The sequence below is a fragment of the Nisaea sp. genome, assembly GCF_965216895.1.
In the GTDB taxonomy this organism is placed as follows: domain Bacteria; phylum Pseudomonadota; class Alphaproteobacteria; order Thalassobaculales; family Thalassobaculaceae; genus Nisaea.
Genome location: NZ_OZ244205.1, coordinates 4,026,226 through 4,050,650 on the forward strand (window position 1 = coordinate 4,026,226; position 24,425 = coordinate 4,050,650).

At 64.1% G+C, this 24,425-nt stretch carries 28 protein-coding genes; 12 read left to right on the plus strand and 16 right to left on the minus strand.

From position 1 onward, the window contains the following. The first annotated feature begins 8 nt into the window (after positions 1-8). Positions 9-548 (plus strand): GNAT family N-acetyltransferase, encoded by a 540-nt coding sequence (locus ACOOE1_RS19090; protein WP_420403792.1) that lies wholly within the window; start codon positions 9-11, stop codon positions 546-548. Next, the gene (locus tag ACOOE1_RS19095) at positions 545-1,543 is read left to right on the plus strand and encodes an MDR family oxidoreductase (RefSeq protein WP_420403793.1); all 999 of its coding nucleotides are present in this window, start codon (positions 545-547) and stop codon (positions 1,541-1,543) included. The genes ACOOE1_RS19090 and ACOOE1_RS19095 overlap by 4 nt, the downstream gene beginning before the upstream one ends. Here ACOOE1_RS19095 and ACOOE1_RS19100 read toward each other — a convergent pair. Then, positions 1,540-2,361: an SDR family NAD(P)-dependent oxidoreductase gene (locus ACOOE1_RS19100; RefSeq protein ID WP_420403794.1), complete on the minus strand. Its 822-nt coding sequence runs from the start codon at positions 2,359-2,361 to the stop codon at positions 1,540-1,542. The genes ACOOE1_RS19095 and ACOOE1_RS19100 overlap by 4 nt on opposite strands. A 159-nt stretch (positions 2,362-2,520) precedes the next feature. Here ACOOE1_RS19100 and ACOOE1_RS19105 point away from each other — a divergent pair, with 159 nt between their 5' ends. Next, positions 2,521-4,158 (plus strand): long-chain-fatty-acid--CoA ligase, encoded by a 1,638-nt coding sequence (locus ACOOE1_RS19105; RefSeq protein ID WP_420403795.1) that lies wholly within the window; start codon positions 2,521-2,523, stop codon positions 4,156-4,158. Between the two features lie 3 nt (positions 4,159-4,161). On the opposite strand, the gene ACOOE1_RS19110 is transcribed toward ACOOE1_RS19105, so the two are convergent. After that, positions 4,162-4,830: a dienelactone hydrolase family protein gene (locus ACOOE1_RS19110; RefSeq protein ID WP_420403796.1), complete on the minus strand. Its 669-nt coding sequence runs from the start codon at positions 4,828-4,830 to the stop codon at positions 4,162-4,164. A gap of 262 nt (positions 4,831-5,092) precedes the next feature. On the opposite strand from ACOOE1_RS19110, the gene ACOOE1_RS19115 reads away from it, so the two are divergent. Next, the gene (locus ACOOE1_RS19115) at positions 5,093-5,578 is read left to right on the plus strand and encodes an AAA family ATPase (RefSeq protein WP_420403797.1); all 486 of its coding nucleotides are present in this window, start codon (positions 5,093-5,095) and stop codon (positions 5,576-5,578) included. An 18-nt stretch (positions 5,579-5,596) separates the two neighbouring features. Here the strand turns inward: ACOOE1_RS19115 and ychF are convergent, their stop codons facing one another. The 10 genes from ychF to rfaD form a co-directional block, all read right to left on the minus strand. Beyond that, positions 5,597-6,700, minus strand: a complete 1,104-nt coding sequence (gene ychF, locus ACOOE1_RS19120) for a redox-regulated ATPase YchF (RefSeq protein ID WP_420403798.1) — start codon at positions 6,698-6,700, stop codon at positions 5,597-5,599. 2 nt (positions 6,701-6,702) lie between these two features. Continuing rightward, entirely contained in the window at positions 6,703-7,365 is a 663-nt protein-coding gene (pth, locus tag ACOOE1_RS19125) for an aminoacyl-tRNA hydrolase (protein ID WP_420403799.1), read from the minus strand. 56 nt (positions 7,366-7,421) lie between these two features. Next, complete coding sequence (locus tag ACOOE1_RS19130) at positions 7,422-8,078, minus strand: 50S ribosomal protein L25/general stress protein Ctc (protein WP_420403800.1); 657 nt, start codon at positions 8,076-8,078, stop codon at positions 7,422-7,424. Between the two features lie 153 nt (positions 8,079-8,231). Further along, positions 8,232-9,167 (minus strand): ribose-phosphate pyrophosphokinase, encoded by a 936-nt coding sequence (locus tag ACOOE1_RS19135; protein WP_420406452.1) that lies wholly within the window; start codon positions 9,165-9,167, stop codon positions 8,232-8,234. 144 nt (positions 9,168-9,311) lie between these two features. Beyond that, the gene (locus tag ACOOE1_RS19140; protein ID WP_420403801.1) at positions 9,312-10,244 is read right to left on the minus strand and encodes a hypothetical protein; all 933 of its coding nucleotides are present in this window, start codon (positions 10,242-10,244) and stop codon (positions 9,312-9,314) included. Positions 10,245-10,350: 106 nt separating this feature from the next. Next, a complete protein-coding gene (locus ACOOE1_RS19145; RefSeq protein ID WP_420403802.1) occupies positions 10,351-11,499 on the minus strand; it encodes a M24 family metallopeptidase in 1,149 nt (382 codons plus the stop codon). A gap of 4 nt (positions 11,500-11,503) precedes the next feature. After that, positions 11,504-12,268: a peptidoglycan editing factor PgeF gene (gene pgeF, locus ACOOE1_RS19150; RefSeq protein ID WP_420403803.1), complete on the minus strand. Its 765-nt coding sequence runs from the start codon at positions 12,266-12,268 to the stop codon at positions 11,504-11,506. A gap of 15 nt (positions 12,269-12,283) precedes the next feature. After that, complete coding sequence (locus tag ACOOE1_RS19155; RefSeq protein WP_420403804.1) at positions 12,284-13,396, minus strand: class I SAM-dependent methyltransferase; 1,113 nt, start codon at positions 13,394-13,396, stop codon at positions 12,284-12,286. After that, positions 13,393-14,208: a prolipoprotein diacylglyceryl transferase gene (lgt, locus tag ACOOE1_RS19160; RefSeq protein ID WP_420403805.1), complete on the minus strand. Its 816-nt coding sequence runs from the start codon at positions 14,206-14,208 to the stop codon at positions 13,393-13,395. Before lgt ends, ACOOE1_RS19155 begins: the two co-directional genes overlap by 4 nt. Before the next feature lie 18 nt (positions 14,209-14,226). Next, the gene (gene rfaD / locus ACOOE1_RS19165) at positions 14,227-15,219 is read right to left on the minus strand and encodes an ADP-glyceromanno-heptose 6-epimerase (protein WP_420403806.1); all 993 of its coding nucleotides are present in this window, start codon (positions 15,217-15,219) and stop codon (positions 14,227-14,229) included. Between rfaD and ACOOE1_RS19170 the strand changes: the two genes are divergently transcribed. From ACOOE1_RS19170 to ACOOE1_RS19195, 6 genes are all read left to right on the plus strand, one after another. Next, on the plus strand, positions 15,218-15,727 hold the full coding sequence (locus tag ACOOE1_RS19170) for an accessory factor UbiK family protein (RefSeq protein ID WP_420403807.1): 510 nt from the start codon (positions 15,218-15,220) through the stop codon (positions 15,725-15,727). The genes rfaD and ACOOE1_RS19170 overlap by 2 nt on opposite strands. Positions 15,728-15,955: 228 nt before the next feature. Continuing rightward, positions 15,956-16,459 carry a YbjN domain-containing protein gene (locus ACOOE1_RS19175; RefSeq protein ID WP_193186720.1) on the plus strand — a complete coding sequence of 168 codons (504 nt, stop codon included), beginning with the start codon at positions 15,956-15,958 and terminating at the stop codon, positions 16,457-16,459. Positions 16,460-16,466: 7 nt separating this feature from the next. Further along, a complete protein-coding gene (gene proC, locus ACOOE1_RS19180; RefSeq protein ID WP_420403808.1) occupies positions 16,467-17,279 on the plus strand; it encodes a pyrroline-5-carboxylate reductase in 813 nt (270 codons plus the stop codon). A 68-nt stretch (positions 17,280-17,347) separates the two neighbouring features. After that, on the plus strand, positions 17,348-17,944 hold the full coding sequence (locus ACOOE1_RS19185; RefSeq protein WP_420403809.1) for a TetR family transcriptional regulator: 597 nt from the start codon (positions 17,348-17,350) through the stop codon (positions 17,942-17,944). Between the two features lie 186 nt (positions 17,945-18,130). Next, entirely contained in the window at positions 18,131-18,556 is a 426-nt protein-coding gene (locus tag ACOOE1_RS19190; protein ID WP_420403810.1) for a phasin family protein, read from the plus strand. Between the two features lie 129 nt (positions 18,557-18,685). Then, entirely contained in the window at positions 18,686-19,021 is a 336-nt protein-coding gene (locus tag ACOOE1_RS19195) for a tRNA-binding protein (RefSeq protein ID WP_420403811.1), read from the plus strand. A 7-nt stretch (positions 19,022-19,028) separates the two neighbouring features. Here ACOOE1_RS19195 and ACOOE1_RS19200 read toward each other — a convergent pair whose 3' ends face one another. The 3 genes from ACOOE1_RS19200 to ACOOE1_RS19210 all read right to left on the minus strand — a co-directional run bounded on the left by ACOOE1_RS19200 (position 19,029) and on the right by ACOOE1_RS19210 (position 21,730). Next, positions 19,029-20,327: an ATP-binding protein gene (locus tag ACOOE1_RS19200; RefSeq protein ID WP_420403812.1), complete on the minus strand. Its 1,299-nt coding sequence runs from the start codon at positions 20,325-20,327 to the stop codon at positions 19,029-19,031. A gap of 165 nt (positions 20,328-20,492) precedes the next feature. Continuing rightward, on the minus strand, positions 20,493-21,209 hold the full coding sequence (locus ACOOE1_RS19205; RefSeq protein ID WP_420406453.1) for a response regulator: 717 nt from the start codon (positions 21,207-21,209) through the stop codon (positions 20,493-20,495). Continuing rightward, positions 21,206-21,730 carry a MarR family winged helix-turn-helix transcriptional regulator gene (locus tag ACOOE1_RS19210; RefSeq protein WP_420403813.1) on the minus strand — a complete coding sequence of 175 codons (525 nt, stop codon included), beginning with the start codon at positions 21,728-21,730 and terminating at the stop codon, positions 21,206-21,208. Before ACOOE1_RS19210 ends, ACOOE1_RS19205 begins: the two co-directional genes overlap by 4 nt. Before the next feature lie 124 nt (positions 21,731-21,854). Here ACOOE1_RS19210 and ACOOE1_RS19215 point away from each other — a divergent pair, with 124 nt between their 5' ends. After that, entirely contained in the window at positions 21,855-22,760 is a 906-nt protein-coding gene (locus tag ACOOE1_RS19215; RefSeq protein ID WP_420403814.1) for a branched-chain amino acid aminotransferase, read from the plus strand. A 103-nt stretch (positions 22,761-22,863) separates the two neighbouring features. Continuing rightward, a complete protein-coding gene (locus ACOOE1_RS19220; protein ID WP_420403815.1) occupies positions 22,864-23,616 on the plus strand; it encodes a thioesterase family protein in 753 nt (250 codons plus the stop codon). A gap of 81 nt (positions 23,617-23,697) precedes the next feature. Here the strand turns inward: ACOOE1_RS19220 and ACOOE1_RS19225 are convergent, their stop codons facing one another. Further along, positions 23,698-24,420 carry an N-acetylmuramoyl-L-alanine amidase gene (locus tag ACOOE1_RS19225; protein ID WP_420403816.1) on the minus strand — a complete coding sequence of 241 codons (723 nt, stop codon included), beginning with the start codon at positions 24,418-24,420 and terminating at the stop codon, positions 23,698-23,700. Between the last annotated feature and the right edge of the window lie 5 nt (positions 24,421-24,425).

The window sequence follows — 24,425 nt, forward strand, 5'->3', positions numbered from 1 at the left end:
CGTCTACCGTGACGGAGCTGCAAGGCGGTCCCTGCCGGCTGGCGCGCCCGGACGAAATCGAACGCGTCCGGGAGATCCAGCGGGCGGCGGGCCGCCGTTTTGTCGAGACACCCTATGCCGGCATTGTGGGCGACAGTGCCGACGATCCTGCCGACCTCGCCGCGGCGCAGGACAAGTGGCATCTCTGGGTGTCCGTCGATGATCGGGATCGGCCTGTCGGCGCGGCCCATCTCATGCTGCTGGGGGAAGCCCTGCATCTCCGCGAGCTGGACGTGCATCCGGACTTTGCGGGCGCCCGGCGCGGAGCCGCCATTCTAGATGCGATCGAAAGATTCTTCGCCGGTCGGGGCATCTCTTCCCTCAGTCTGACGACCTTGGTCGATGTTCCCTGGAATGCCCCCTATTATGAGCGCATCGGATTCGGCATCGTGCCGGAAGCGGAGCTTGGGCCCGCGCTCAGGCAAAGATGGATTGCGGAGGCCTCCGGGTTTCCGCTCGAGAAACGCGTGGCGATGCTTAGGCCGCTGAAAAGAGGGGGGCAATCATGACCGAGACTTTCAAAGCCGTTCTGTTGCGCGAAGCCGACAGGAAGGTGACTGCCGCCATCGAGCAGGTGCCGGTCGGGGACCTGCCGGAAGGCGATGTCACGGTCCGTGTCGCCTATACCACGCTGAACTACAAGGACGGCATGGTGATGAACGGCATCGGCCGGCTGGTACGCGAGTACCCGCACATCCCGGGCGTGGATTTCTCCGGCACGGTCGAGAACTCCGAGCATCCCGACTACAAGACGGGTGACAAGGTCGTTCTTACCGGCTGGCGGGTTGGCGAGGTTCATTGGGGCGGCTACGGCGAATTGGCGCGGGTGCGCGGCGACTGGCTGGTGAAGTTGCCGGACGGGATCGGGCTCGACGACGCGATGGCGATCGGCACAGCGGGATTCACCGCCATGCTGTCCGTCGATACGCTGGAGCGGCACGGGCTCGAGAAGGACCAGGGCGACGTGCTGGTCACCGGCGCCGCCGGCGGGGTCGGCAGCGTCGCGACCGCGATCCTCGCCAATCTTGGTTATTCCGTCGCAGGTTCCACAGGGCGCCCCGAGCAGGCTGATTATCTGACCGACCTCGGCGCCGCACTGGTGATCGACAGGGCCGAGCTGGCGCAGGCGCCCTCGCGTCCGCTCGCAGGGGAACGCTTCGCCGGATGCATCGACAATGTGGCAGGGGCGACGCTTTCGAACGTATTGACGCAGATGAAATACGGCAGCGCGGTCGCCGCCGTCGGACTGGCAGGAGGCAACGAACTGCACACCACGGTGCTGCCCTTCCTGCTCCGCGGCGTCAGCATTCTCGGCATCGACTCGGTGATGTGCCCGAAGGAGCGCCGACTCGATATCTGGAAACGGATCGCCTCGGACCTGCCAATGCAGAAGCTGCATCACATGATCGAGCGGCACACGCTCGAAGACTTGCCGGAACTCGCGAAGAGCATCCTCAAGGGCGGTGTGCGCGGTCGCACCGTGATCGAGGTCGGCGGGCGCTAGATCTCGAACCTGTCGAAGACCGCCTTCCAGTCCGGATGCCAGCGGGAGAGGGCGGGGCGGTCTTCGGTGATGTCGCCCGCACCCCAGAGAATACGGCGCCTGTCTTCGGCCTCCGAGGTCTCGTCGTCCGGGCAGATGATGTAGAAGCTCCCGGCATCGATCCCCTTCAGCATGTAGTCGACCACTTGCTCTGGCAGCCAGGCGCCGGGCCTGTGATCGTTCTTGCCTGTGGTGGTCCAGCCTGGCACCAGAAGATGCGTCGTCACCGATGACGGGCCGTTCGTCCGCAATTCGTGGGCGAGACTCTCCGTGTAGGACTTCACTGCCGCTTTGCTGAGATTGTAGACCGGATGGCCCGGCGGGTTGGTGATGCCCTGTTTGGAGCCGACATTGACGATTACCCCGGGCTTGCCGCCCGTGCCCATCTCCGGCAGGAAGCATCTGACGCCGTGGATCACCCCCCAGAGATTGACCTCCAGCAGCCGGCGCCAGTCGGAAAGCTCGGCGTCAAATCCACGTCCGGCCCGCGAGGCGGCATTGTTCAACAGAATGTCGACGCCGCCGAAATGGCTCCTGACCGAATCCCTCAGAACCTCCATCGCCGAGAGATCCGAGACATCGGTCGGAACCGCGGCGACCTCGTCCGATGCCGCCGAACTGACCGCTTCGAAGCTCGCGTCCAGATCCTCCGACGGCAGATCCACCATGCAGACCCGGAGACCCATCTCAGCGAATTTCAGTGCCGCGGCGCGGCCGATCCCGAGCGCGGCGCCCGTGACCAGCGCGACGTTTCCCGCTGCGCACGATGCATGTTCCATGGCGCCCCCTCCCTTCCGGCTCCGTTTGACGGAACTATGGCGCCTCGCGCCCCGGGCGGCAATGCGGGACCCTGTTCAAGTCTCCGCCGAGCTTGCTAGACTCGGCGCCGAAACGCATCGGACCGGACCGGAGAGCCCGGCCTGCGCCGGAGGAAATGAATGCTGCCAGGGAACATGATGGACCGTCCGCTGACGGTTCCGAGCATCCTCGATTTTGCCGCCGAGATACATGGCGACGCCTCCGTCGTCTCGGCGCGGGTGGAAGGGGACGTGCATCGCTACAGCTATGCCGAGGCCCATCGCCGGGTCAGCCGGCTTGCCCACGCGCTGAAGGAACTCGGGATCCGCGACGGCGACCGGGTGGCGACGCTGGCCTGGAACGGTTACCGGCATTTCGAGCTCTATTACGCGATCTCGGGAATCGGGGCGGTCTGCCACACGATCAATCCGCGGCTCTTCGAGGACCAGATCCTTTACATCGTCGGCCACGCCGCGGACCGGATCCTGTTCCTCGAGACGAGTTTCCTGCCGCTGATCGAGAAGCTTGCCGACAGGCTGCCGAAGGATCTTCTCTATGTCGTGCTCTGCGACCGGGAGGATCTGCCGGAGACCGGGCTCGACGTCCTCGTCTACGAGGAATTGCTGGGCGGTCAGCCGGACACGATCACCTGGCCGGAGCTGGACGAGCGGCAGGCCTCCGGCCTCTGCTACACCTCCGGAACCACGGGTAACCCCAAGGGCGTGCTCTATTCGCATCGTTCCACCCTTATCCACACCATGGGGCTGCTCGCGGTGGCGGAGAAGATCGGGCTCCGGCCGGAGCGCTCCCTCTTGCCGGTTGTGCCGCTCTTTCACGTCAATGCCTGGGGTCTGCCGTTCGCCGCGCCTTTGGTCGGAACGGATTTCATCCTTCCTGGCCCGCGGCTGGACGGACCCGGCCTCTTCGCCCTCATGGACGGGGAAAAGGTCAATACGAGCTGGGGCGTGCCGACGGTCTGGTTCGGCCTGTTGACGGAAATGCGCAGGCAGGGCCGCAAGCCGGAAGGTTTCGAGAACGTGCTGATCGGCGGTTCCGCCGCGCCGAAGCCGATGATCGAGGAGTTCGAACGCGATTTCGGCGTCAACGTCGTCCATGGCTGGGGCATGACGGAGATGAGCCCCGTCGGTGCTGTTGGTGCCTTCACACCGCGGCACCGTGCGCTGCCCGAGGCCGACCGGATGCATCTCAAGACCGCTCAGGGCCGCCGCATGTTCGGGGTCGAGTTCAAGATCGTCGATGCCGCCGGAGAGCGCCTCCCCCATGACGGCGTCGCCTTCGGCGAACTCCATGTCCGCGGCGCCGCGATTATGAACGCCTATTTCAACGACGAGGAGGCGAGTGACGGTGCCTTCGACGCGGAGGGCTGGCTGAAGACCGGGGACGTGGCGCGGATCGATCCGGAAGGCTTCCTCTTCCTCGTCGACCGGACCAAGGACGTGATCAAGTCCGGCGGCGAATGGATCAGCTCGATCGATCTCGAAAGCGCGGCGCTTGCGCATCCTGACGTCAGAGAATGCGCAGTGATCGCCGCCGCGCATCCGAAATGGGGGGAGCGGCCCCTGCTGGTCGCCGTGCTAGAGGACGGTGCCCGGCTGACCGCGGAGGAGGTGAAGACCTTCCTTGCCGACAAGGTCGCGAAACTCTGGCTGCCGGACGATGTCGTCTTTGTCGACGAGCTGCCGCATACCGCGACCGGCAAGCTCTCGAAGCGTGAGCTTCGAGAGCGGTTCCGTGACTACCAATTGCCGACGGTCTGACGCCTAGCCGATCTTGTCGGCAAACAACTCCAGCGTCCTTTCCCGCGCGATCTTGGCGCTGGTCGCATCGTAGCTGCCACGATGGTCGCAGTTGAAGCCGTGACCGGCCGGATAGAGATTGACCGCCAGCTCCGGGTGCGCGGCCTTGACCGTGTCCACGTCCTCCATCGGGATCGCGTGGTCCTGCTCACCGAAATGGAAGATCACGGGACATTTCGGCTTTTCCGTCGCCACCGAGCCGATTCCGCCGCCGTAGTAGCTCGCCCCGGCATCGAAACCGTCGAGCCGTGTCGTCGCCAGCCAGGCGAGATATCCGCCCCAGCAATAACCGACCACACCGACCTTGCCGGCGGCGGCGGCCGTTTCCTGCGCGGCCTGGATATCCAGCAATGCGGCGTCGTCCGCACAGCGGCCCTTGTAGTCCCGGCCCTTCTCGATGTCCTCGGCCTCGTAGCCAAGCTCGATCTTCGGTTCTATCCGGTCGAAGAGGGCCGGCGCGACGGCGAGATAGCCCTCTGCGGCGTAGTCGTCCGCGACGCTGCGGATATGTGCATTGATCCCGAAGATCTCCTGCACGACCACGACGCCGCCACGCGCCTTGCCGTTAGGCTGCGCCAGATAGGCATCGAACTTGTGACCGTCCGACGCCGTCAGTTGAATGAAATCGCCCATCAATCCCTCCCTCGATGAATCGCTCGGCGCGAACTCTAGTGTCCGATCGGGGAGGGCGCAAACCGGATTCCGCGTGACGGAGCGCTCCTGTCCGGGTAATCATGAGGCATGCATGCGCTGGTAAACAGGGCGGCGGCCGTGATGGCGCGCCGAGTTATTAGCGGCCCGGTCTGAAGGTTCAGGCCGGGTCGTCAGCAGTCCTGTTTCAACCCTGCGGGAACACCCGCATCCGGGCCGTGCCGCCCGGTCTCGGAAAAGCGCCATGTCCACCACACTGCATCTGTTCTGCGGCAAGATCGCCGCCGGCAAATCCACGCTCGCCAGGCGTCTCGCTCAACAATCGGGTGCCCTCCTGATTTCGGAGGACGACTGGATGAAGGGACTGTTCGGTCCCGAGATGAAGAGTTTCGACGATTACATCCGCTACTCCGCCCGTCTGCGGGCGACCCTCGCGCCGTATCTGGTGGCTCTGCTCCGGGCGGGCAATTCCGTCGCGCTCGACTTTCCCGCCAACACGCGGAAGCTGCGCACCTGGATGAGGAATATTGCGGACGAGGCGGGCGTCTCCGTGCTGCTGCATTATCTCGACCTGCCGGATGAGTCCTGCAAGGTGCGGCTCCGCGCACGCAACGCTGCCGGCGAACACGCTTTCGCGCCGGACGAAGCGCAATTCGAGCTGATCTCGGCGTATTTTGAAGCGCCGGAGGCGAGGGAAGATTTGCCGATCCTATTGCATGGCGGACCGTGACGGACCCGCCGCGCGGGGTCAGACGTTGAAGCGGAAGTGGAAAACGTCGCCGTCCTTCACAAGATATTCCGAGCCCTCGACCCGCATCTTGCCCGCTTCCTTGGCGCCGTTCTCGCCGCCGCAGGCGACAAAATCGTCGTAGGAAATGGTCTCGGCGCGGATGAAGCCGCGTTCAAAGTCGGTATGGATCACGCCGGCCGCCTGTGGGGCCTTGGCGCCGCGTCCGACGGTCCAGGCGCGGGCTTCCTTCGGGCCAACGGTGAAGAAGGTGAGCAGGTCGAGCAGGCTGTAGCCGGCGCGAATCACGCGGGCGAGGCCCGTTTCCTCGAGGCCGAGAGTCTCCAGGAATTCCTGCTTCTCCTCGGCGCTGCCGAGCTGGGCGATCTCGGATTCGATGGCGGCGGAGATGACGACCGCAACGGCGCCTTCACTCTCGGCCATCCTGAAGACCTCGGCGGAACTCGCGTTCCCCTCTGCGGAGTTCTCTTCCTCCACGTTGCAGACATAGAGCACCGGCTTGGTGGTCAGCAGCTGCAGCGTGTCGACAAGCTTCTGTTCCTCGGGGCTCCAGTCCTTGATGGAGCGGCCGGGCTTGCCGTCGCGCAGGGCGTCGAGGATCCGGGACATGATGGCGACCTGGACCTTCGCATCCTTGTCGCCGGACTTGGCTTTCTTCTCAAGCGGGGCGACCCGGCGCTCAAGACTGTCGAGGTCCGAGAGCATCAGTTCGGTCTCGATGGTCTCGGCGTCGCGCAACGGATCGACCGAGCCCTCGACATGGGTGATGTCGTCGGACGCAAAGCAGCGCAGGACATGCACGATGGCATCGACCTCGCGGATATTGGCGAGGAACTGGTTGCCGAGGCCCTCGCCCTTGCTGGCGCCGCGCACCAGACCGGCGATGTCGACGAATTCGAGCTGGGTCGGCAGGATCTGTTTCGAGCCGGCGAGTGCTGCCAGCTTGTCGAGACGCGGATCGGGCACCGCCACGCGGCCGGTATTGGGCTCGATGGTGCAGAAGGGATAATTGGCCGCTTCGGCCGCCGCCGTCTGCGTCAGGGCGTTGAAGAGGGTGGATTTTCCGACATTCGGCAGACCGACGATGCCGCACTTGAAGCCCATGACTAACGATCCTGGTTGTTGTCTTCGGTGCCGCCGGCCATCTCGGCCTTCGGCGGGTTTTTCGGTTGATCCGGTTTTGCCGGTTTCGGGCGCTGCGGGAAGACTGTCTGGCTGACCCGGCTCATGAAGCTGCTTTCCTCGCCGCGGACCAGCAGGTCCGCCTCGTCGGCGACAGCCGGAATGAGCTTGGAGAGCCAGCCTTCGCGCTCCGCCCTGGAGAAGTCGTGCAGCACGTAGTCCTTCACCCGGTTCTTGTCGCCCGGATGGCCGACGCCGAGACGCACCCGCCAGTATTCCTTGCCGACATGCGCGTCGATGCTGCGGATGCCGTTGTGGCCGCCGGCGCCTCCGCCACGCTTCACCCGCAACTTGCCCGGCGCAAGGTCGATCTCGTCGTAGAAAACGACAATCTTCTCGAGAGGGATCTTGAAGAACCGGACCGCCTCGCCGACCGCACGGCCGGACTCGTTCATGAAGGTGGTCGGTTTCATCAGAAGGACCTTCTCACCGCCGACGCTGCCGTCGGCGGTGAGGGCCTGGAAACGCGACCGGAAAGGGCCGAAGCCGTAGCTCGAGGCGATCTCGTCGGCGACGAGAAAGCCGATGTTGTGGCGCGTCAGCTCGTATTTCGGCCCCGGGTTGCCAAGGCCAACGAACAAAAACATCGCGCGGTCCCTTTCCGAAACGCCGCGCCGGGATCAGCGCGGCGTCATGAGGACGATCAGTCCTCGTTCTCTTCGGACTCTTCGGTCTCGGTCGCCTCTTCCTCGGCGCCCTCTTCACCTTCCTCCGCTTCGGAGGCGCCCTTCATGGCCGACGGCGCGGCAATGGTGACGACGGTGAAGTCGCGATCGGTGATGGTCGGCGTCACGCCTTCAGGCAGGTCGAAGGCGCTGATGTGGATGCTGTCGCCGACGTTCCAACCTTCGAGGTTGAGAGTCAGTGCCGACGGCATCTGGTCCGGACGGCAGCTCACCTCGACTTCGTGGCGCACGACGTTCAGCACGCCGCCGGCGCGCAGGCCCGGGCACTTGTCTTCGTTGATGAACTCGACCGGCACGGCGACGGTGATCGTGGAGCTCGCGCTGACCCGAAGGAAATCGACATGTTCCGGACGGTCGGTCACCGGATGAAGCTGCACGTCACGTGCGAGCACGCGGTGCTTCTTGCCGTCGACATCGAGGTCGATCAGGGTCGAGAAGAAACCGGCCTGGTGCAGCTGCTTCACCAGCGCCCGTTCTTCCAGGGTCACGGAAACCGGGTCTTTCTTGTCGCCGTAGACTACGGCCGGGACGAGCCCCGCGCGACGGGCGGCACGGGCGGACCCCTTACCGACCCGGTCACGCGTCTGGGCGCTCAGTTCGATCACGTCAGACATTGTGTATCTCCAATAGAAAAGTTCCACCCACGGCCGACCTCCAGGGGTGCCGACCCGTCAAGCGGAACGGATGAGCGGGGCGTTTTAGTGGCTTTCGCGGGAAAAAGCCAGCCTTTTGCGCCATGACGGATTCTGCGCGGATCGCAGGTCCGATCAGAAATTGAAGAGGCTTGAAACCGAGCGTTCTTCGGCGATGCGCCGGATCGACTCTCCGAGCAGCGGGGCGACGGAAATCTGCCGGATGTTCCGGGCGACCCGGACGGCTTCCGTCGTTGCGATGCTGTCGGTTGTGACCAGCGACTGCAGCGGCGAGGACGTAACGCGCGCGACCGCGCCCCCGGAAAGCACGCCGTGGGTGATGTAGGCGTCGACGGAGACCGCGCCGGCCTCTATCAGGGCCTCGGCCGCGTTGCAGAGCGTGCCGCCGCTGTCGACGATGTCGTCGACCAGGATGCAGCGCTTTTTCTTCACGTCGCCGATGATGTTCATCACCTCGGACACGCCGGCGCGCTCGCGCCGCTTGTCGATGATGGCGAGATCGGCATTGAGCGGCTTCGCAAGCGCCCGGGCCCGCACAACGCCGCCGACGTCCGGCGAGACGATGGTGATATGCTCGTCGCCGTAGCGGTCGGTGATGTCCTTGTGGAAGACCGGAGCGGCAAAGAGGTTGTCGGTCGGGATATCGAAGAAGCCCTGGATCTGACCGGCATGGAGATCGATGGTCAGCACCCGGTCCGCGCCCGCCGTGGTGATCAGGTTCGCGACCAGTTTGGCGGAAATCGGTGTGCGGGAGCCTGACTTCCGGTCCTGGCGGGCGTAGCCGTAGTAAGGAATGACGGCCGTGATTCGCCGGGCCGAAGCGCGTTTCAGCGCGTCGAGCGTAACCAGGAGTTCCATCAGGTTGTCGTTTGCCGGATAGGAGGTCGGCTGAATGACGAAGACATCCTCGCCGCGCACGTTTTCCTGGATCTCGACGAACACTTCCATGTCGGAGAAGCGCCGGACATCGGCTTTCGTCAACGGCATGTTCAGGTAGGCGGCGATCGTTTCCGCCAGCGGCCTGTTGCTGTTGCAGGCCAAGATCTTCATACGAACGTCTGACATTCGTGCCCTGTGGTCGCAAGTTGGGAAAGGAGGCGGCGAAGTCCCTATCAAGCTGAGCCGGATGCCCAGTAGCGCGGCGTCTCTGAAAGCGCGCGGACCATATCAGCGCGGGTTGAAAAGGTGCAAGGGTTATTGCCGCTTTGTGACAGCATTGGCGCCTATTCTTTGGCGCTCGTAGGCTTCCAGCAAAGGCAGCAGCCCTTCGAGCGCCCCGTCGGCGATCAGGGGAGCGGCACTGAGCCAGCTCTGCTCCATGCTTCCGGAAGGAACGGTATTGTTCTGATCGATCACGCCGATTTCGCGTTGGCTGCGATCGGCAAGCCGCCAGGAAATCGCGACGATGTCGGTTTTGACATCGAGCGGCCGGATGTCGATTCTGCCTTTCAGGGACAACGCACCGTCCGGTATCGCGCTGCTGTCAACGACCTCTATGCCGCGCGACTGCAACCTGAGGAGCATGGTCTGGCGCAGTATTGCGTTGCCGTCATCGTCGGGGCCTTCGATGAGGTCGAGCTGAACGGGCGGCAGGCCGGAGGCCAACCGGGTGCCGAGTTCCGGGACCAGCCAGGTGGCGACCTCCGGAGCCGTGGCTTCCGCGATCTCCGAAAAATGCCCGGCTTCCGGCTCTTCCCAGAATGCCGGCGGCGGGACGTATATCACGGTCCTCTCGCCAACGGTTTCCCCCTCCGGGGAGATTAGCGCCCAGTCCATCACCAGTTCCGCCGGCTCGTCGTTGCGCAGCTGCTGGTATCCCCGGCTCTTCAACAAGAAGCTGCGGCGGTTGCGGGTCTTGTCGCTGGCGACGACATTGTGTTTGACGAGCGCTCCGGCCATGGCCTCGGCCATCGCCTGGCCGACCCAAGGTACCGGGCCTTCCACAGGCTCGACATGGATGCCGGCCGTCTCCGGCACGAACAGGAACGGGTTGTGGGATTTCTGGTAGGTATCGCGGGCGAAGGGGCGGGGGATTTCGCCACAGGCCGCGAGTGCGAGTGCCATCAGGACGGCGAGCATCGCGCCCGGGACGGCGCGGCCGAAACTGGACCGGACAGTGTTTCTCATGGGCGCGGCTCTAAACGACGAGGATGCAGCTGACAAGCAACCCGACAAGGGTGGCCGCGAACAGGATATGAAGGTGAGGCATCTCGGCGGCGCTCCGCGTCTCCGCTTACCGGCAGACCAGATCGAGCGGGAGTCTCGAGAGCCGCTCGTTGCCGTCTTCGGTGACAATGAAGGTCTCGCCGAGATTCATTGCGAGGTCCTTCTGGCTGTCCATCAGGATCATATGCGCGAAGAACACCATGCCGGGCCTGATCTCCACAGGATTGCCGTGATAGAACATCGGGTAGTCCATCCAGATCGGCGCGAAGACGGCGCCGAGCGAATAGCCGCAGGCATTCATGCGGGCATGTTCGTAGCCCCGCCGGTCCATGACCGCCGCATGGGCATCGAACACCGCGCCGACAGCTTCTCCGGGACGGAGCGCATCGCGGCAGGCTTGGAGCGCCTCGGTGCAGGCGCTGTGCATGTCGACATGCGCGTCCCGGACCGGCCCGACCGGAATCGTGCGCATCATGCAGGCATGGTAGTGCCGGTAGGCCCCGGCGAACTCCAGCGTGAGTTGGTCCTGCGCGGCCAGCGTCCGCCGTCCGGTAAAGTAGCGGCAGAGCAGAGCGTCGGAGCCGGACCCGATGATGAATTCGTTCCCGGGATAATCGCCTCCGCCCTTGAAGACGGCGCCCTGCATCGCGGCGAGGATGTCTCCTTCGAAGACGCCGGGGCCGGTCAGCTCGTGCGCGGCCAGCAAGGCGTCGTCTGCCAGCTCCGCGGCGCGGCGCACATAGGCGAGTTCCGCCGGCGACTTCACCACGCGAAGGCCCGAGACCAGTTCCGACGCGTCTTCGAGATCGCAGAATCCGTCCAGCTCCGCATTCACCGCCATGCCGTTGCGGGCAGTGAGACCGTAGGCCTCGTACTCGATCCCGAGAGTCCTGCCGGCGCAGCCGAAATCGCTCAGCATTGCCTTGAGTTCGCCCGCCGGCGTTGCGCCCGCGCGGTCTACCCAGATCCTGATGTCGCCGATCATGCTGGTATTCTGCGCCTGCCGCAGGTCCGGCGCACGGGTGATCAGGGCGAGCCGCCCGTCGGCGCCGAGATAGAGGCACTGGAAGAAGCAGAACCCGAAAGTGTCGTAGCCGGTCAGGTAGAACATGCTCTCCTGGCGGAACATCAGCAGGCCGTCGAGCCGTCGCTCCTCCATCAGGGCGATGGCGCGCGCGCGGCGCTCCGCGAGTTCTTCTTCGGTGAAGTGCAGCAAGATGCTACTCCGCTATAACAATGGTCGACAGCTGACGCCCGTAGTCGGGCTCCTCGCGCAGACGGGAGCGCCGATAGCTGAAGAAGTTCGGCTCGTCGCGGCAGGTGTCGCAGTCGAGACGATATATCTCGCCGAGCCCGAGCCTCGAAAGACGCGAGGCGCAGTAGTTCGAAAGGTCGAACTGGAAATGTTCCTCGCGGTTGCCGGGTGAGAAGAACTCGGCGTTGGCGCGGTCCTGCTCAAGGAAAGGCTGCGGGAACTCGGGCCCGACCTCGTAGGAGGCCCTGCCGATGCAGGGACCGACGGCGGCCTGGATGTTGTCCGCGCGGGCGCCCAGTTCGATCATCGCCTCGACCGTTGCCTCGATGACGCCGTTCAGCGCGCCGCGCCAGCCTGCGTGACAGGCGCCGATGATCATGTCTCCGGGATCGGAGAACAGCACCGGTGCGCAGTCGGCGGTCAAGACTCCCAGCGCGACATTCCTGAGCGTTGTCACCATGCCGTCCGCGCGTGGCGGCTCGTCGGGGCGCTCGTCGCTGTCGATGACGTGAACGATGCTGGAATGGATCTGGTTGCAGGTGAAGAGGATTTCCGGCTCACAATCGAGGGCGGCCATGGTCCTGGCACGGTTGGCGGCAACCGACTTGCGCTGGTCGCCCGACCCGAACCCGCAATTGAGCGAGCGGTATATTCCCTGGCTGACGCCGCCCCGCCGGGTATAGAAGGCGTGGCGGATCTTGTCCGTGTTCAACTCGTCAAGCTGGATCACGCGCTCGCGGCTCCCTCAGGCCCTTGCCCGGTCTCTCGGCGGGCCGAATCCGGGCAATTCGGGGATTCCCGGGGCGGCTACCGCTATGACCTTGAACAGCGTGCCCATTTCGGCGGGTTCGATCAAGCGGCGTGCGCCGCTGCGGAGAGACGCGGCTTGTGTCGCCGTGGCATTCCGCTGGAGCTGTTCGACTCTGTGCTCTATCCCGAGCGCTGACAGGAAGGCGCCTTGGGTAACGGTTCCAAATGCGTTGCAGCCTTCGGCACCGATGCCGGAGAGCAGGGCGTCAAAATCGACATGGGCCGTCAGGTCCGCGCTGCCCGGCGCGGCGAGCGGGTCTGCCGGCTTGTGGCATTGCACGGCCTGGAAGGTGTCGCCGAATGCGCTCCGGCCATGTCCGTAATCGATGAAGAGTCCTGCGCCGCCATGCCGGCGAATATGCCGCGCGATCTCTGCCATGCTCGTGCGGGCGACGGTGGAGATCTCGAATATGTCGCCTTCCTCCGGCGGTCCGGCGGTCTCCGGGACAAGTTCGACGAGCTCCGGGCCGGCCCGTTTTTGAGTCCACGCCAATCGGTCCTCGGATCGGTCCCAACCGATGCTGCGCTCCCTCCAGGTGCCGGAAAGAAAGACGAGCTGGTGTATGGGCAGGGCGTCGAAAAACTCGTTGCCGATCATGAGCGCGGGACAGGGGGGAAGGGAGGCGGGCGAGTCGTGCCAGGTCACGTCGATGTCCGGAAGGGCCGCACGCTGGACCTCGCGCAGCCGGGGGCTGGCCTCGACCAGATGCAGCTCGGCCGCGTCTGTGAACCCGGGGACGATCCGGACCGCTCTCAAGGCATCCGCCATCAGGGTGCCGCGTCCGGGCCCGAACTCGACGAGGGCGATGCGCGACGGAGATCCCATCTGTTGCCAGACGGCGGCGCTCCAGAGCCCGATCAGCTCTCCGAAGACCTGGCAGATTTCCGGCGCGGTGATGAAGTCGCCGTCCGTGCCGAAAGGCTCACGGCGGGTGTAGTAGCCATGCGCCGGATGAAGCAGGGCTTCCTGCATGTAGCGCGCGACGCTCAGCGGTCCTTCGGCGGCGATCAGGTCTCTCAGGTATTGCGACAGCGGAGCGGGGGTCATGCGTCTTCGGTCATGCGCGGCCGGCGGCGGGCCCAAAGGACGATGGCGATCCCGGCGAGGATCATCGGCAGCGAGAGAAGCTGGCCCATGGTCGCGCCGGCAAAGACGTAGCCGAGCTGCGCATCCGGCTCGCGGAAGAATTCGACGGTGAAGCGCGCAATCCCGTAGCCGGCAAGAAACAGGCCGCCGACCGCGCCCGGGTAGCGCCGGATGTCCGTGCGCCAGATCAGCCAGGCAAGCAGACTGAAGAGCAGGGCGCCTTCGAGCACGGCTTCGTAGAGCTGGCTCGGATGCCGCGCCTCCGGCCCGCCGTTCGGAAACACCATGGCCCAGGGGACATCCCCCGGGCGGCCGAACAGCTCTCCGTTGATGAAGTTGGCGATGCGCCCGAAGAAGAGGCCGATCGGGGCCGCCGCCGCGACCATATCGCCGACGGCGAGGGGATTGATGCCTCGGCGGAGAGCGAAGACCACCAGCCCGAGGATGGTCCCGAGCATGCCGCCGTGGAACGCCATGCCGCCCTGCCAGACCTGGAGGATATGCGCCGGATTCTCGAAGTAGTAGGCGGGGTTGTAGAACAGCACGTAGCCGATCCGCCCGCCAAGCACGACGCCGAGCGTGGCATAGACCAGCAGATCGTCGAGCGCCTCCGGGTCCATGAAACGGGGGGCCTGCCGGCAGAGATGAACGCAGTAGCGCCAACCGAGAATCAGTCCGGCGATATAGGCGAGGGCGTACCAGCGGACCGCGAAGGGTCCGATGGAGAAGATCACCGGGTCGATGTTCGGGAACTGCAGGACGGCCTGCTCCATGACGTCGCGCTCCCGCGGTCAGCGATAGGGATCGTCCGCATCCAGGAAATCCTGAACGTAGCGCCGGACGCCTTCCTCGAGCGAGGTGAATTGGCCCGGATACCCGGCGCCGCGCAGCTTGTCCATGTTGGCCTGGGTGAAATACTGGTAGCGGTCGCGGATCTCCACCGGGGTGTCGACGAAATCGATCCGCGGATCCTTGCCGAGCGCGACATAGACCGCACGGGCGAGATCGGCGAAGGAGCGCGCCTGACCGGTGCCGAGATTGAACAGGCCGGAAACTCCTGACGTGTCGTACAGCCAGAGCATCACGTCGACACAGTCGCCGACCCAGACGAAGTCGCGGAGCTGGCCGCCGTCCTCGTAGTCGGGGTGGTGCGAGCGGAAAAGGGTTGCCGGAAGGTTCGCGGCGGCGCGCGGATAGATCTGCGCGACGACGCTCTTCTGTCCACCCTTGTGTTCTTCGTTTGGGCCGTAAACGTTGAAAAATTTCAGGCCGGCCCATTGTTTCGGGGTCTTCCGCCCCTCGGCGACCAGACGCGCGATGCGGCGGTCGAACAGATGCTTGCTCCAGCCGTAGGGATTCAGCGGCTGCAGGCGCGCGAGTCCGTCGAGGCTGGCATCGTCGTCGAAACCCTCGGTCCCGTCGCCGTAGGTCGCGGCCGAAGAGGCGTAGATCAGTCGGGCGTCGTTCTCCGCGCACCATTTCCAGAGGTCGATCGAGGTGCGGAAATTCTGTTTGACGATGAAATCGGCGTCCCGTTCGGTGGTTGAGGAACTGGCGCCGAGATGGAACACGGTTTCGACCATGTCCTTGTGCGCGTCGAGGAAACCGAGGAGGTCTTCCGGCTGGATCAGGTCGGCGAGTTCGCGTTTGGCGATGTTGCGCCATTTCTCGCCGCTGCCCAGCGTGTCGCAGACAACGAGGTCGCGGGCGGTGTCCTCGCGCTCGCTCAGCGCCGCGACCAGATTTGATCCGATGAAGCCGGCGCCGCCGGTGACAACAATCATGAGCGCTTCCTTCCCGGCCGCGGCAATCGGCCCTCTGCCTTTTCCGCCGTGGCACATGACACCATATGGCTGTTCTGACCCGACGCCGATTGCTTTCGCAAGCCTGAAAGTAGTAGGTCTGTGCCGGAACGGTGCTGAAGCCGGACGGAAGGAGCCGCCGATGCAAACGAGCAACAGGTTTTTCGACGACCTCGCCAAGATGGCGAATGGGGCAATGTCGGCGGCTGCGGGAGTCCGCGAAGAGTTCGAACAGATGATTCGTCAGCAGTTCGAGCGATTCCTCGGCGAGCACGATCTCGTCACCTACGAGGAGTTTGCTGCGGTGCGCGACCAGGCGGCCGCCGCGCGGACCGAGCAGGAAGCCCTCGCCAAGCGGATTTCCGCGCTGGAAAAGGAAATCGCCGTTCTGAAGGAAAGCAAGCCCAAGACCACCCGCCGGGCGCCGAAGCAGGCCAAAACAGCGGCTTCCACAAAGGCGGCAACCCAGAATGCGACAAAAGACAAATAAGCTACTGTTTTGTAATGAAAACTAAATATACCCGGTTTTCATTCGCGACCCACGAAATATAGGTTGATCGCGTGACTCTCATTTGAGAGTCTACTTGTCGTGGTGCTTGGCGATTGGCACCACGCTAGATCTAGTCGGGCTGTGTTCGGCGGTCCGCGTGATCAGCCTTCCTGTCTACGATCGTCCCGGAGCGCCGGACAGCGCGCCTCTCAGAGGGGGTTAGATAGTATGTCTCTGACTTACGTCGAAACGGTTGAAGTTCCCCGTAATCCGTTAGACCTGATGGAGGAAATTGTCGGAGCCAACGACTGGGCTCACGAGCGCGCAAGCAGCGACGAACTTGCAGTCGAAATTCAAGGCCGCTGGGCGGACTACCGGCTCTTTTTCCTCTGGCAGGAGGATATGGGAGCGCTGCATTTTTCGTGCATCTTCGAGAGCCGGGTCCCGGTCGAGAAGCGGCGCGAGGTGCATTCCCTCCTGGCGATGATCAACGAGAAGCTCTGGCTCGGTCATTTCGATCTCTCGACCGAGGACGGGACGCCGATGTTCCGCCAGACCAGCCTGCTGCGCGGAGCTCACTCCGCGAGCGTCGAGCAGCTCGAGGATCTGGTGGATGTGGCCCTGACAGAATGCGAACGCTTCTTCCCCGCGTTCCAATTCGTCATCTGGGGCGGTAAATCGGCGGAAGAGGCCATGCAGGCCTCCCTGCTGGATGTTGTCGGAGAAGCTTGAGCTCCCAATGAACAAATCACTTCTGCTGCTTGGATGCGGCAAAATGGGTGGCGCCCTTCTCCAAGGCTGGCTTGAAAAAGGCTACGCCGCCCACGGAGTCTGTGTGGTCGAGCGCGCGGAAGCCGCGACCGAAAAATTCGAGAAAATCGACGGCGTGACGATCGTGCGCGATCAGGACCAGATCCCGGCCGGATTCCATCCGGGCATGGTCATCCTGGCGTTGAAACCGCAGGTGATGGACGAGGCCGCGCCACTTGCGCGGTATGTCGGCCCCGAAACCGCGTTTCTCTCGATCGCCGCAGGGAAGACCATTTCCTATTTTGAGAAGTTGATCGGGGCGGATGCGGCGATTATCCGCTCCATGCCGAATACGCCGGCGGCCGTCGGGCGCGGGATCACCGCCTATGTCGGCAACGCGGCGGCGAGCCAGGCGCAGATGGACCTCGCGGGTGACCTGCTCTCCTCCGTCGGCGAGGCGCTGGAGGTGCCGAGCGAGGACCTGATCGATGCGGTGACCGCGGTTTCCGGCAGCGGCCCCGCGTATGTTTTTCTGCTGATCGAGGTGATGGCGGCGGCGGGTGAGAAACTCGGACTTCCGGCCGACCTCGCGATGCGTCTCGCCTCGGCGACGGTCTCCGGTGCCGGCGAACTGGCTCGGCTCTCCGACGAGCCGGCGGCGCAGCTCCGCCAGAATGTGACCAGTCCCGGCGGTACGACGGCCGAGGCGCTCAAGGTCCTCATGGCCGAGGATGGTATCGGTCCGGTCTTCGAGCGTGCCCTCAAGGCCGCCGCCGACCGGTCGCGCGAACTGGCGGGATAGGCCTGTCGAATCTTGCTTCCGTCTCTCGCCGGCCCATATCGTGAAGGTGACCGGCAAGAGGGTGGAGCATGTCACCTGACGACAATGAGAAAATCCTCGACACGGCGCTTGCCGTTGCCGGCGAGCGTGGCTGGTCCGCGCTGACGCTGCACGATGTCGCGGAGCGGGCTGGTCTGTCCCCGGCCGATCTCGAACGCCGGTTCCGCACCAAGCAGGCACTGCTCGACGGCATCGCCGACCGTTTCGATCGTGAGGCGGTGAATGCCGTCGACCCGGATGCGGAAGATCCCGATCTGACGCCCCCCGAGCGACTCTTTGACGCACTGATGACCCGCTTCGAACTGCTGCAGGAACATCGCGAGGGCTATGTGGCGCTGCTCAACGCCGCCCGCCGGGATCCCTGCATGGCGATCGGCGGCGTTCCAAGGCTCCATGCGGCGATGGGGGATGTGCTCCATCTGAGCGGTATAGGTGCCCGCGGGCCGATCGGTTGTCTGCGCCGTAAGGTTTTGGCTTTGCTTTATCTTTCCGTGCTGAGCGTGTGGCTGAAAGACCGGAGCGAGGATCTGGGGCCGACCATGGCGGCGCTCGACAGCCGGCTTCGGAGACTCGATGAGTTCGTCGCATCGGCACCTTTCGGGCAACGGAAATCACCCAGAAAATGAAGGTGCAATATGCGCGCAAAGGTTTTGTTGCGATGCAACATTGAGCTTGACATTTTCGCTAAAAATGTAGATATACCGCCAATCACGCCGCGCAATATCTGTGTTGCAATGCAGTAGGCGGCGATTGGGTTCAGCAGCGGGTCGCCCGCAACATGCGACCGGCTTTATAGAAAACGGAGACGTCCAATGGCTAATCAGGAAAACCCTTTCCTCAATGTCGACTTCCAGAAAATGATGGCCGAATTCAAGATGCCTGGGATCGACGCAGATGCGCTGATGAATGCCCAGCAGAAGAACATCGAGGCGATCACCGCCGCCAACCAGCTCGCCGCCGAAGGCATGCAGGCGATCGGCAAGCGTCAGGCTGAATTGTTCCAGCAGACGATCGAGGAATCCCAGAAGGCGCTGGGCGACCTGATGGCCCAGGGCGCGCCGGAAGAACGGGTTGCGAAGCAGGCCGAGACCGTCAAGACGACCATCGAGCGGACGGTCTCGAATATCCGCGAGATTTCCGAGATGCTCGCCAAGTCGAATCAGGAAGCCTTCGACGTGATCAACAAGCGGATCGCCGAAAGCCTCGACGAAGTGCAGAGCCTCACTGGCAAGAAGTAATTCTTCTACGAGAGTTCTGGCCAAGAGCCGCCGGCGTGTTCGCGCCGGCGGCTCTTTGTTTTTGCCGTTGCATATCCCCTTCACGTGCCGCCGCCAGCCGCTTATGGTCCGCTCGAAGGGGAGCAGAGCATGACCATAGACTATTCCGATTTCCTCAAGGTCGATATCCGCGTCGGGACCGTTATCGACGCCCAGCCTTTCCCGGAAGCGCGCAATCCGGCGATCAAGCTCTGGGTCGACTTTGGCCCGGAGATCGGCACGCGCAAGACCTCGGCGCAGATCACCAAGCACTACGCGCCGGAAAACCTGAAAGGCCGGCAGGTCGCGGGCGTGGTGAATTTCCCGCCGAAGCAGATCGGCAAGTTCATGAGCGAATGCCTGGTCGTCGGCTTTCCCGACGAGGAGGGCGGGGTGGTTCTGCTCGGACCGGACTTGAAGGTACCGAACGGCGGTCGGCTGTTCTAGCCCGGGCTCACATCGGTATCCGGATCCGGACCCTGAGCCCTCCGAGCGGCGACTCTTCCAGCCCGATCTCGCCGCCGTGGCTGTGCACGATATCGCGGGCGATCGTGAGCCCGAGGCCGGTGCCGCCGGTTTCCGGGTTGCGCGAGGGATCGCCGCGATAGAACGGTTTGAAGACCCTGCCCCGGTCCTCTTCCGGGATCCCCGGACCGTCGTCATCGACAAAGATCTCGAAGGCGTCCTCCGTCGCCTGCAGCGTAATCCTCACCGTCACGGCATGCCGCCTGGCATTTGAGACCAGATTGGCGAGTGCCCGTTTCACAGATTGCGGCTTCAGTTCCACCGGCGGAAGAGGCCGGGTGTCGATTTCCAGTTCGAGGGGGGCGCCGCCGCGCCGCTCGCCGATGGCGAAATCGCCGAGCAGTGACCTGATGTCCGTGGTGACGGTCGCCTCCGTGCCCTCGCCGCGGGCGAAGGCGAGATAGCCCTCGACCATCCGCTCCATGTCCTGCACGTCTGCCTGCAGCTCGCGGACGGCGGTATCGTCGCCGAGCATGGCGAGTTGCAGCTTCATGCGGGTGAGCGGGGTGCGCAGGTCGTGCGATACCCCGCTCAGCATGTCGGTGCGCTGCTTGATCTGCCGCCGGATCCGAGCCCGCATCTGCTGGAAGGCCTCCGCGGCCTGGCGCACTTCCCTCGCACCTTCCGGCTTGAAGTCCGGGACCTCTCGTCCGAGACCGAAGGCGCGCGCGGCGATCGCCAGCCGGCGGATCGGGCGGATCTGGTTGCGCATGAAGATCAGGGCGATGGCAAAGAGGATCAGCGCGCTGCCCAGCATCCACATGACGAAGATATAGGTGGTCGAGCTGTACAGCCTTTTTTCGTGCGCCAGGATCTCAAGGACGCCGTCCGGCAGCTGGACCTCGATCGCGATTTGCCGTTCGTCGGAATCCGGGTTGACGATGAAGGGGCGGCGGACCTGTTCCTCCATCGAGCGACGCATCTGGCGCAGCGTCGGGTCGAATAGCGGATTGCTGCTGCGGTTCTCCAGAATCGCGCCGGCCCGGTAGGTCACCACAAGGCCGAGATTAATGCGCGCCTTGCGGTCGATCCGGGCGAGCGAGGCCGGGCTCGGATCCTCCTCGACCTCGTCGACCAGCATCGCGACTTCGCCGGCGAGGGAGGTGGCGAGGCGCCGGACCATGGTGTCCCAGTGCCGGTCGTAGAAGACGAAGGTCGAGATCGCCTGCATCAGGATCAGCGGCGTCAGGAAGATCGCCAGCGCCCGGCCGAACAGAGTCTTCGGCATGTGGCGCTTCAGCCAGGACTGTTTGCGGGCTCTGGGGGCGTTTTCGGCAAGCGTTGCCATGGGGCGATTGCAGTTCTTTCTGTTCGCGCCGTCCGGACCGGCCAGACACGGGCATATTAGGGGAAATTCCCGTCCGCGGATAGGAATGGGGCGACCACAGGGCGGTTACGTGCCCGGAGGTGTGGCTTTCAGGACATAGCCCTTGCCGCGCACCGTCTGCAGGAAGCGCGGATATTTCGGGTCTTTCTCGATCTTGCGCCGCAGCCGGTTGATCTGCACGTCGACCGCGCGTTCGTGCCCGTTCACGGCGTTGCGGGCGACCAGGTCCTCACGGCTGAGGGTGCGGCCCGGCGTCTGCGCGAAGCATCCGAGAAGCAGGGCTTCGGACTCTGTCAGATGCACAGTCAGGCCACCTTTCGTCAGCTCGCCCCGGATACGGTCGTAACTGTAGGGACCGAAGGTGACTTCGCTGCTCGCCTCGACGATCTCGGGCATGGAGCGGGTCCGGCGCAGGATGGTTCGGATGCGCAACAGAAGTTCGCGGGGCTCGAACGGTTTGGTCAGATAGTCGTCGGCGCCGGTCTCGAGACCCTCGATCCGGTTCTCGACCTCGCCCATGGCCGTCAGCAGAAGGATCGGCAGTTCCCGCGTCTTGCGCAGGAAGCGCGTCAGCTCGAACCCGGTCTCGCCCGGCATCATGACATCCAGCACGATCAGGTCGTACTCGATCGCGGCCAGCTTGCGGCGCGCGTCGGCGGCGTCGCCCGCCGCCGTCACCCGGAAGCCGTTCTCGCTGAGAAACCGGGTCAGCAGGTCGCGCAGGCGGCTGTCATCGTCAACGACGAGAATATGCGCGATATCTTCGCCTTCGGTCACGGTCAGCCGCGTCCCTTGCTGCGCCGGGGCGGCGGCAGAGTCGGGCTGACGATTTCGAACCGCTCCTGGTCTGCCGGATCGATGATGCCGCGCAGCACCTCGCGGAAGCCTTGCACCGCCTCCGCGCCGGCGGCCCGGTAGGCGCGGGCGATCCGCGCCCGCTGGTTCGCCGTCAGGCTGCGCTCCAGGTCGACTCCTTTTTCAGTCAGGGTCAGCAGTTTCTTGCGCCGGTCCGCCTGGTCCGTTTCCTGGTTGATATACCCCTCGCTGACGAGTTGGCTCAACACCCGCGAGAGGCTCTGTTTGGTGATCTTGAGGATCTTCAGAAGGTCCGTGACGGTGATTTCCGGATTGCGTCCGACGAAGTAGATCACGCGGTGATGCGCCCGTCCGAGACCGAGTTCGCCGAGGATGGCATCGGGCTCTCCGGTGAAGTCGCGGTAGGCGAAAAACAGCATCTCGATGCCCTGCCTCAATTCCTCCTCCCGCAGGAAGAGCGGGTTCGCCATGCTTTTTACGTCAACCATGTTGACATATTTCCTTCTGAATGTTAGTTCTCTGATCGTGTTTGGGTAACAATCTATCCAAGGCGCCCGTCAAGTTGAACAAATCGAACGGGTTAGGCTTTGGAGCTTGCCGGGATGAAACCTCATGAGCCTGCTTCCTTTTGACGATCGGGACGGTGCCATCTGGATGGATGGCGCGCTGCTGGACTGGCGCGATGCCAAGCTTCATGTATTGAGCCACGGGCTGCATTATGCCAGTTCGGTCTTCGAGGGCGAACGGGTTTATAGCGGTCGCATTTTCAAGTCCCGCGAACATACCGAGCGCCTGCACCGCTCCGCCGGTATTCTCGGCTTCAAGATCCCTTACGACGTCGACGCGATCGAGGCCGCGAAGCAGGCCGTGATCGATTCCATGGGGATTGTCGATGGCTATGTCCGCCCGGTCGCCTGGCGTGGCAGCGAGATGATGGGCGTCTCCGCGCAGCAGAACACCATCCACCTCGCTATCGCGGCCTGGGAGTGGCCGTCCTATTTCGATCCGGAAGCGAAGATGAAGGGGATCAACCTGGACATCGCCAAATGGCGCCGTCCGGCGCCCGACACTGCGCCGACGAACAGCAAGGCGGCCGGCCTCTACATGATCGCCACCATGTCCAAGCATGACGCGGAGGCGCGCGGCTTCCATGACGCGCTGATGCTGGATTACCGCGGTTATGTCGCCGAAGCGACCGGCGCCAACATCTTCTTCCTGATGGATGACGGCCGCCTGCACACGCCGTCGCCGGACTGTTTCCTCGACGGCATCACACGCCGCACGGTGATCCAGCTTGCCAAGGACAGCGGCTACGAGGTGGTCGAACGGCATATCCGTCCGGAAGACATGGCCCGCGCGAGCGAGTGTTTCCTCACCGGCACCGCCGCCGAGGTAACTCCGGTCGGCAGGATCGGCACCTACAGCTTCGTGCCGGGCGATATGACCCGGACGCTGGTCGAGGCATACGAGAAAGCCGTGCGCGCGCATGCGGCGGAAGTCGCGGTCGCGGCCGAATAGACCCGTCAAAGCAATCCGGTCCCGCAGGAAAGATGCCTTTCCGTCTGGGCACTGGACCTGAACGATCAAAGCGGGGGAAGCTTTCGCCATGAAAGCTTCCCCCATGAAAGCTTCCCCCGTTTGCACATATGACGGCGCGAACTGGATCCCGGGTCCACTTGCAAAGGGGCCGTTCCCTGGTCTGCATGGCGGCGTCTCCGGTGGCCTGCTCGCGGCGGCGATGGAGCGGCAGGCTGTCGATCTCGGCGCCGGTGCCGGGCTGCAGATGTCGCTCTCGCTCCTGCGGCCGACACCGGTGGCGCCGGTTCAGGTCTCGGTCCGCACGCTCCGGCATGGGCGGCGGTCTCTGCAGCTTTCGGCCGAGCTGACGGCGGAGGGAAAGCTCTGCGCCGTTGCGTCCGCCCTGTTTCTGACCGAGGAACGGCTTTCCTTTATCCCCGACCGGGATGTGATCCCGGTTGCGGTTGGCGGCGCGCCGTTCCATATCGGCCGGGTCACCGACGCGCCCTGGTTCTTCGAGGCCTGCGAAATGCGCCGGGAGGAGAGCGGTCGGATCTGGATGCGGCACCGCAATCCGGTGGTCGAGGACATGGGCGGTCTGACGCGTGTGCTTTCGCTCGCCGACTGGGCGACGGGGCTGTCACGTCCCGAGTGGGTGGACCGGAACAGAGTGATGTTCCCGAACCCGGAAATCACCATCCACCTGCAGCGCGCGATCGAGGGCGAATGGCTGGGAGTGGATTCGGAACCGCACTGGAACCCGAGCGGTCTCGGTATCACGACGAGCGATCTCTACGACACGAGAGGCTTCCTCGGCCGTGCCACCCAGCCGGTTGTGCTGGCGGTGATGGAGTGATGGGTTTCAACAGTCGTTGCTCAAATCGATCATCAATCCCGCGAACTTCACAAGGACGACGTTGTTTGGCGGGAGTTTCTCTCAAGCGCTAGTCAACGCCGCATGAACGTCTCGAATGCGGGCCGCTGTCTCAGGTGTGAGCGCTCCGCAAAGATCCGACGGCAGCCAGCGCCGCTGGAAGGCGAGCAGGGCATTGCGTGCCGCTCCGGTCATGACAGGCGTCCGCGGCGCGGCATAGCCGATATGGGCCAGAAACCGCATAGCGTCTTCGAAAGTCATGTCCGGATCGGCGGTCGGTCCCGGCTCCGGCCAGAGCCCGACCCCGCACTTCGCAAGGCTTGCCCAGTCGAACAGTTCGCCCGGGTCTTCCTTGCGCTCCGGGGCCACGTCCGAATGACCGAGCACGCGCGCCGGCTGGATCGGATGGCGCGCGAGGATATCGCGGCAGAGCGCGGTCAGGCTGTCCATCTGCAGCGCGGGAAACGGCCGGTAGCCGAACTGGTGGCCCGGATTGACCAGCTCGATGCCGATCGAGCGGGCATTGATGTCCGTCGCGCCTCCCCAGGAGGCGACCCCGGCATGCCAGGCGCGCCGTTCTTCTTCGACGAGACGCCAGCAGCTGCCGTCCTCGGCGATCAGGTAATGCGCGCTGACCTTCGCTTGCCCGTCTGTCAGCCGATCGAGCGCGGCGTCGGCGCTTTGCATCCCGGTATAATGCAGCAGCAGGATATCGACGCTGGTCCCGTCGGGACGCGCATCGTGGTTGGGGGACGGCCTATCAAGAATGGTTGGCGTGCCCGTCATGCGAT

Bases quoted from the DNA above. Each gene is read 5' to 3' on its own strand.
- ACOOE1_RS19095 (WP_420403793.1), top strand. From the start codon at position 545: ATGACCGAGACTTTCAAAGCCGTTCTGTTGCGCGAAGCCGACAGGAAG.
- ACOOE1_RS19100 (WP_420403794.1), bottom strand. From the start codon at position 2,361: ATGGAACATGCATCGTGCGCAGCGGGAAACGTCGCGCTGGTCACGGGC.
- ACOOE1_RS19105 (WP_420403795.1), top strand. From the start codon at position 2,521: ATGCTGCCAGGGAACATGATGGACCGTCCGCTGACGGTTCCGAGCATC.
- ACOOE1_RS19110 (WP_420403796.1), bottom strand. From the start codon at position 4,830: ATGGGCGATTTCATTCAACTGACGGCGTCGGACGGTCACAAGTTCGAT.
- ACOOE1_RS19115 (WP_420403797.1), top strand. From the start codon at position 5,093: ATGTCCACCACACTGCATCTGTTCTGCGGCAAGATCGCCGCCGGCAAA.
- ychF (WP_420403798.1), bottom strand. From the start codon at position 6,700: ATGGGCTTCAAGTGCGGCATCGTCGGTCTGCCGAATGTCGGAAAATCC.
- pth (WP_420403799.1), bottom strand. From the start codon at position 7,365: ATGTTTTTGTTCGTTGGCCTTGGCAACCCGGGGCCGAAATACGAGCTG.
- ACOOE1_RS19130 (WP_420403800.1), bottom strand. From the start codon at position 8,078: ATGTCTGACGTGATCGAACTGAGCGCCCAGACGCGTGACCGGGTCGGT.
- ACOOE1_RS19135 (WP_420406452.1), bottom strand. From the start codon at position 9,167: ATGAAGATCTTGGCCTGCAACAGCAACAGGCCGCTGGCGGAAACGATC.
- ACOOE1_RS19140 (WP_420403801.1), bottom strand. From the start codon at position 10,244: ATGAGAAACACTGTCCGGTCCAGTTTCGGCCGCGCCGTCCCGGGCGCG.
- ACOOE1_RS19155 (WP_420403804.1), bottom strand. From the start codon at position 13,396: ATGACCCCCGCTCCGCTGTCGCAATACCTGAGAGACCTGATCGCCGCC.
- lgt (WP_420403805.1), bottom strand. From the start codon at position 14,208: ATGGAGCAGGCCGTCCTGCAGTTCCCGAACATCGACCCGGTGATCTTC.
- ACOOE1_RS19170 (WP_420403807.1), top strand. From the start codon at position 15,218: ATGAGCGCTTCCTTCCCGGCCGCGGCAATCGGCCCTCTGCCTTTTCCG.
- rfaD (WP_420403806.1), bottom strand. From the start codon at position 15,219: ATGATTGTTGTCACCGGCGGCGCCGGCTTCATCGGATCAAATCTGGTC.
- ACOOE1_RS19175 (WP_193186720.1), top strand. From the start codon at position 15,956: ATGTCTCTGACTTACGTCGAAACGGTTGAAGTTCCCCGTAATCCGTTA.
- proC (WP_420403808.1), top strand. From the start codon at position 16,467: ATGAACAAATCACTTCTGCTGCTTGGATGCGGCAAAATGGGTGGCGCC.
- ACOOE1_RS19185 (WP_420403809.1), top strand. From the start codon at position 17,348: ATGTCACCTGACGACAATGAGAAAATCCTCGACACGGCGCTTGCCGTT.
- ACOOE1_RS19190 (WP_420403810.1), top strand. From the start codon at position 18,131: ATGGCTAATCAGGAAAACCCTTTCCTCAATGTCGACTTCCAGAAAATG.
- ACOOE1_RS19195 (WP_420403811.1), top strand. From the start codon at position 18,686: ATGACCATAGACTATTCCGATTTCCTCAAGGTCGATATCCGCGTCGGG.
- ACOOE1_RS19200 (WP_420403812.1), bottom strand. From the start codon at position 20,327: ATGCCGAAGACTCTGTTCGGCCGGGCGCTGGCGATCTTCCTGACGCCG.
- ACOOE1_RS19210 (WP_420403813.1), bottom strand. From the start codon at position 21,730: ATGGTTGACGTAAAAAGCATGGCGAACCCGCTCTTCCTGCGGGAGGAG.
- ACOOE1_RS19215 (WP_420403814.1), top strand. From the start codon at position 21,855: ATGAGCCTGCTTCCTTTTGACGATCGGGACGGTGCCATCTGGATGGAT.
- ACOOE1_RS19220 (WP_420403815.1), top strand. From the start codon at position 22,864: ATGAAAGCTTCCCCCGTTTGCACATATGACGGCGCGAACTGGATCCCG.
- ACOOE1_RS19225 (WP_420403816.1), bottom strand. From the start codon at position 24,420: ATGACGGGCACGCCAACCATTCTTGATAGGCCGTCCCCCAACCACGAT.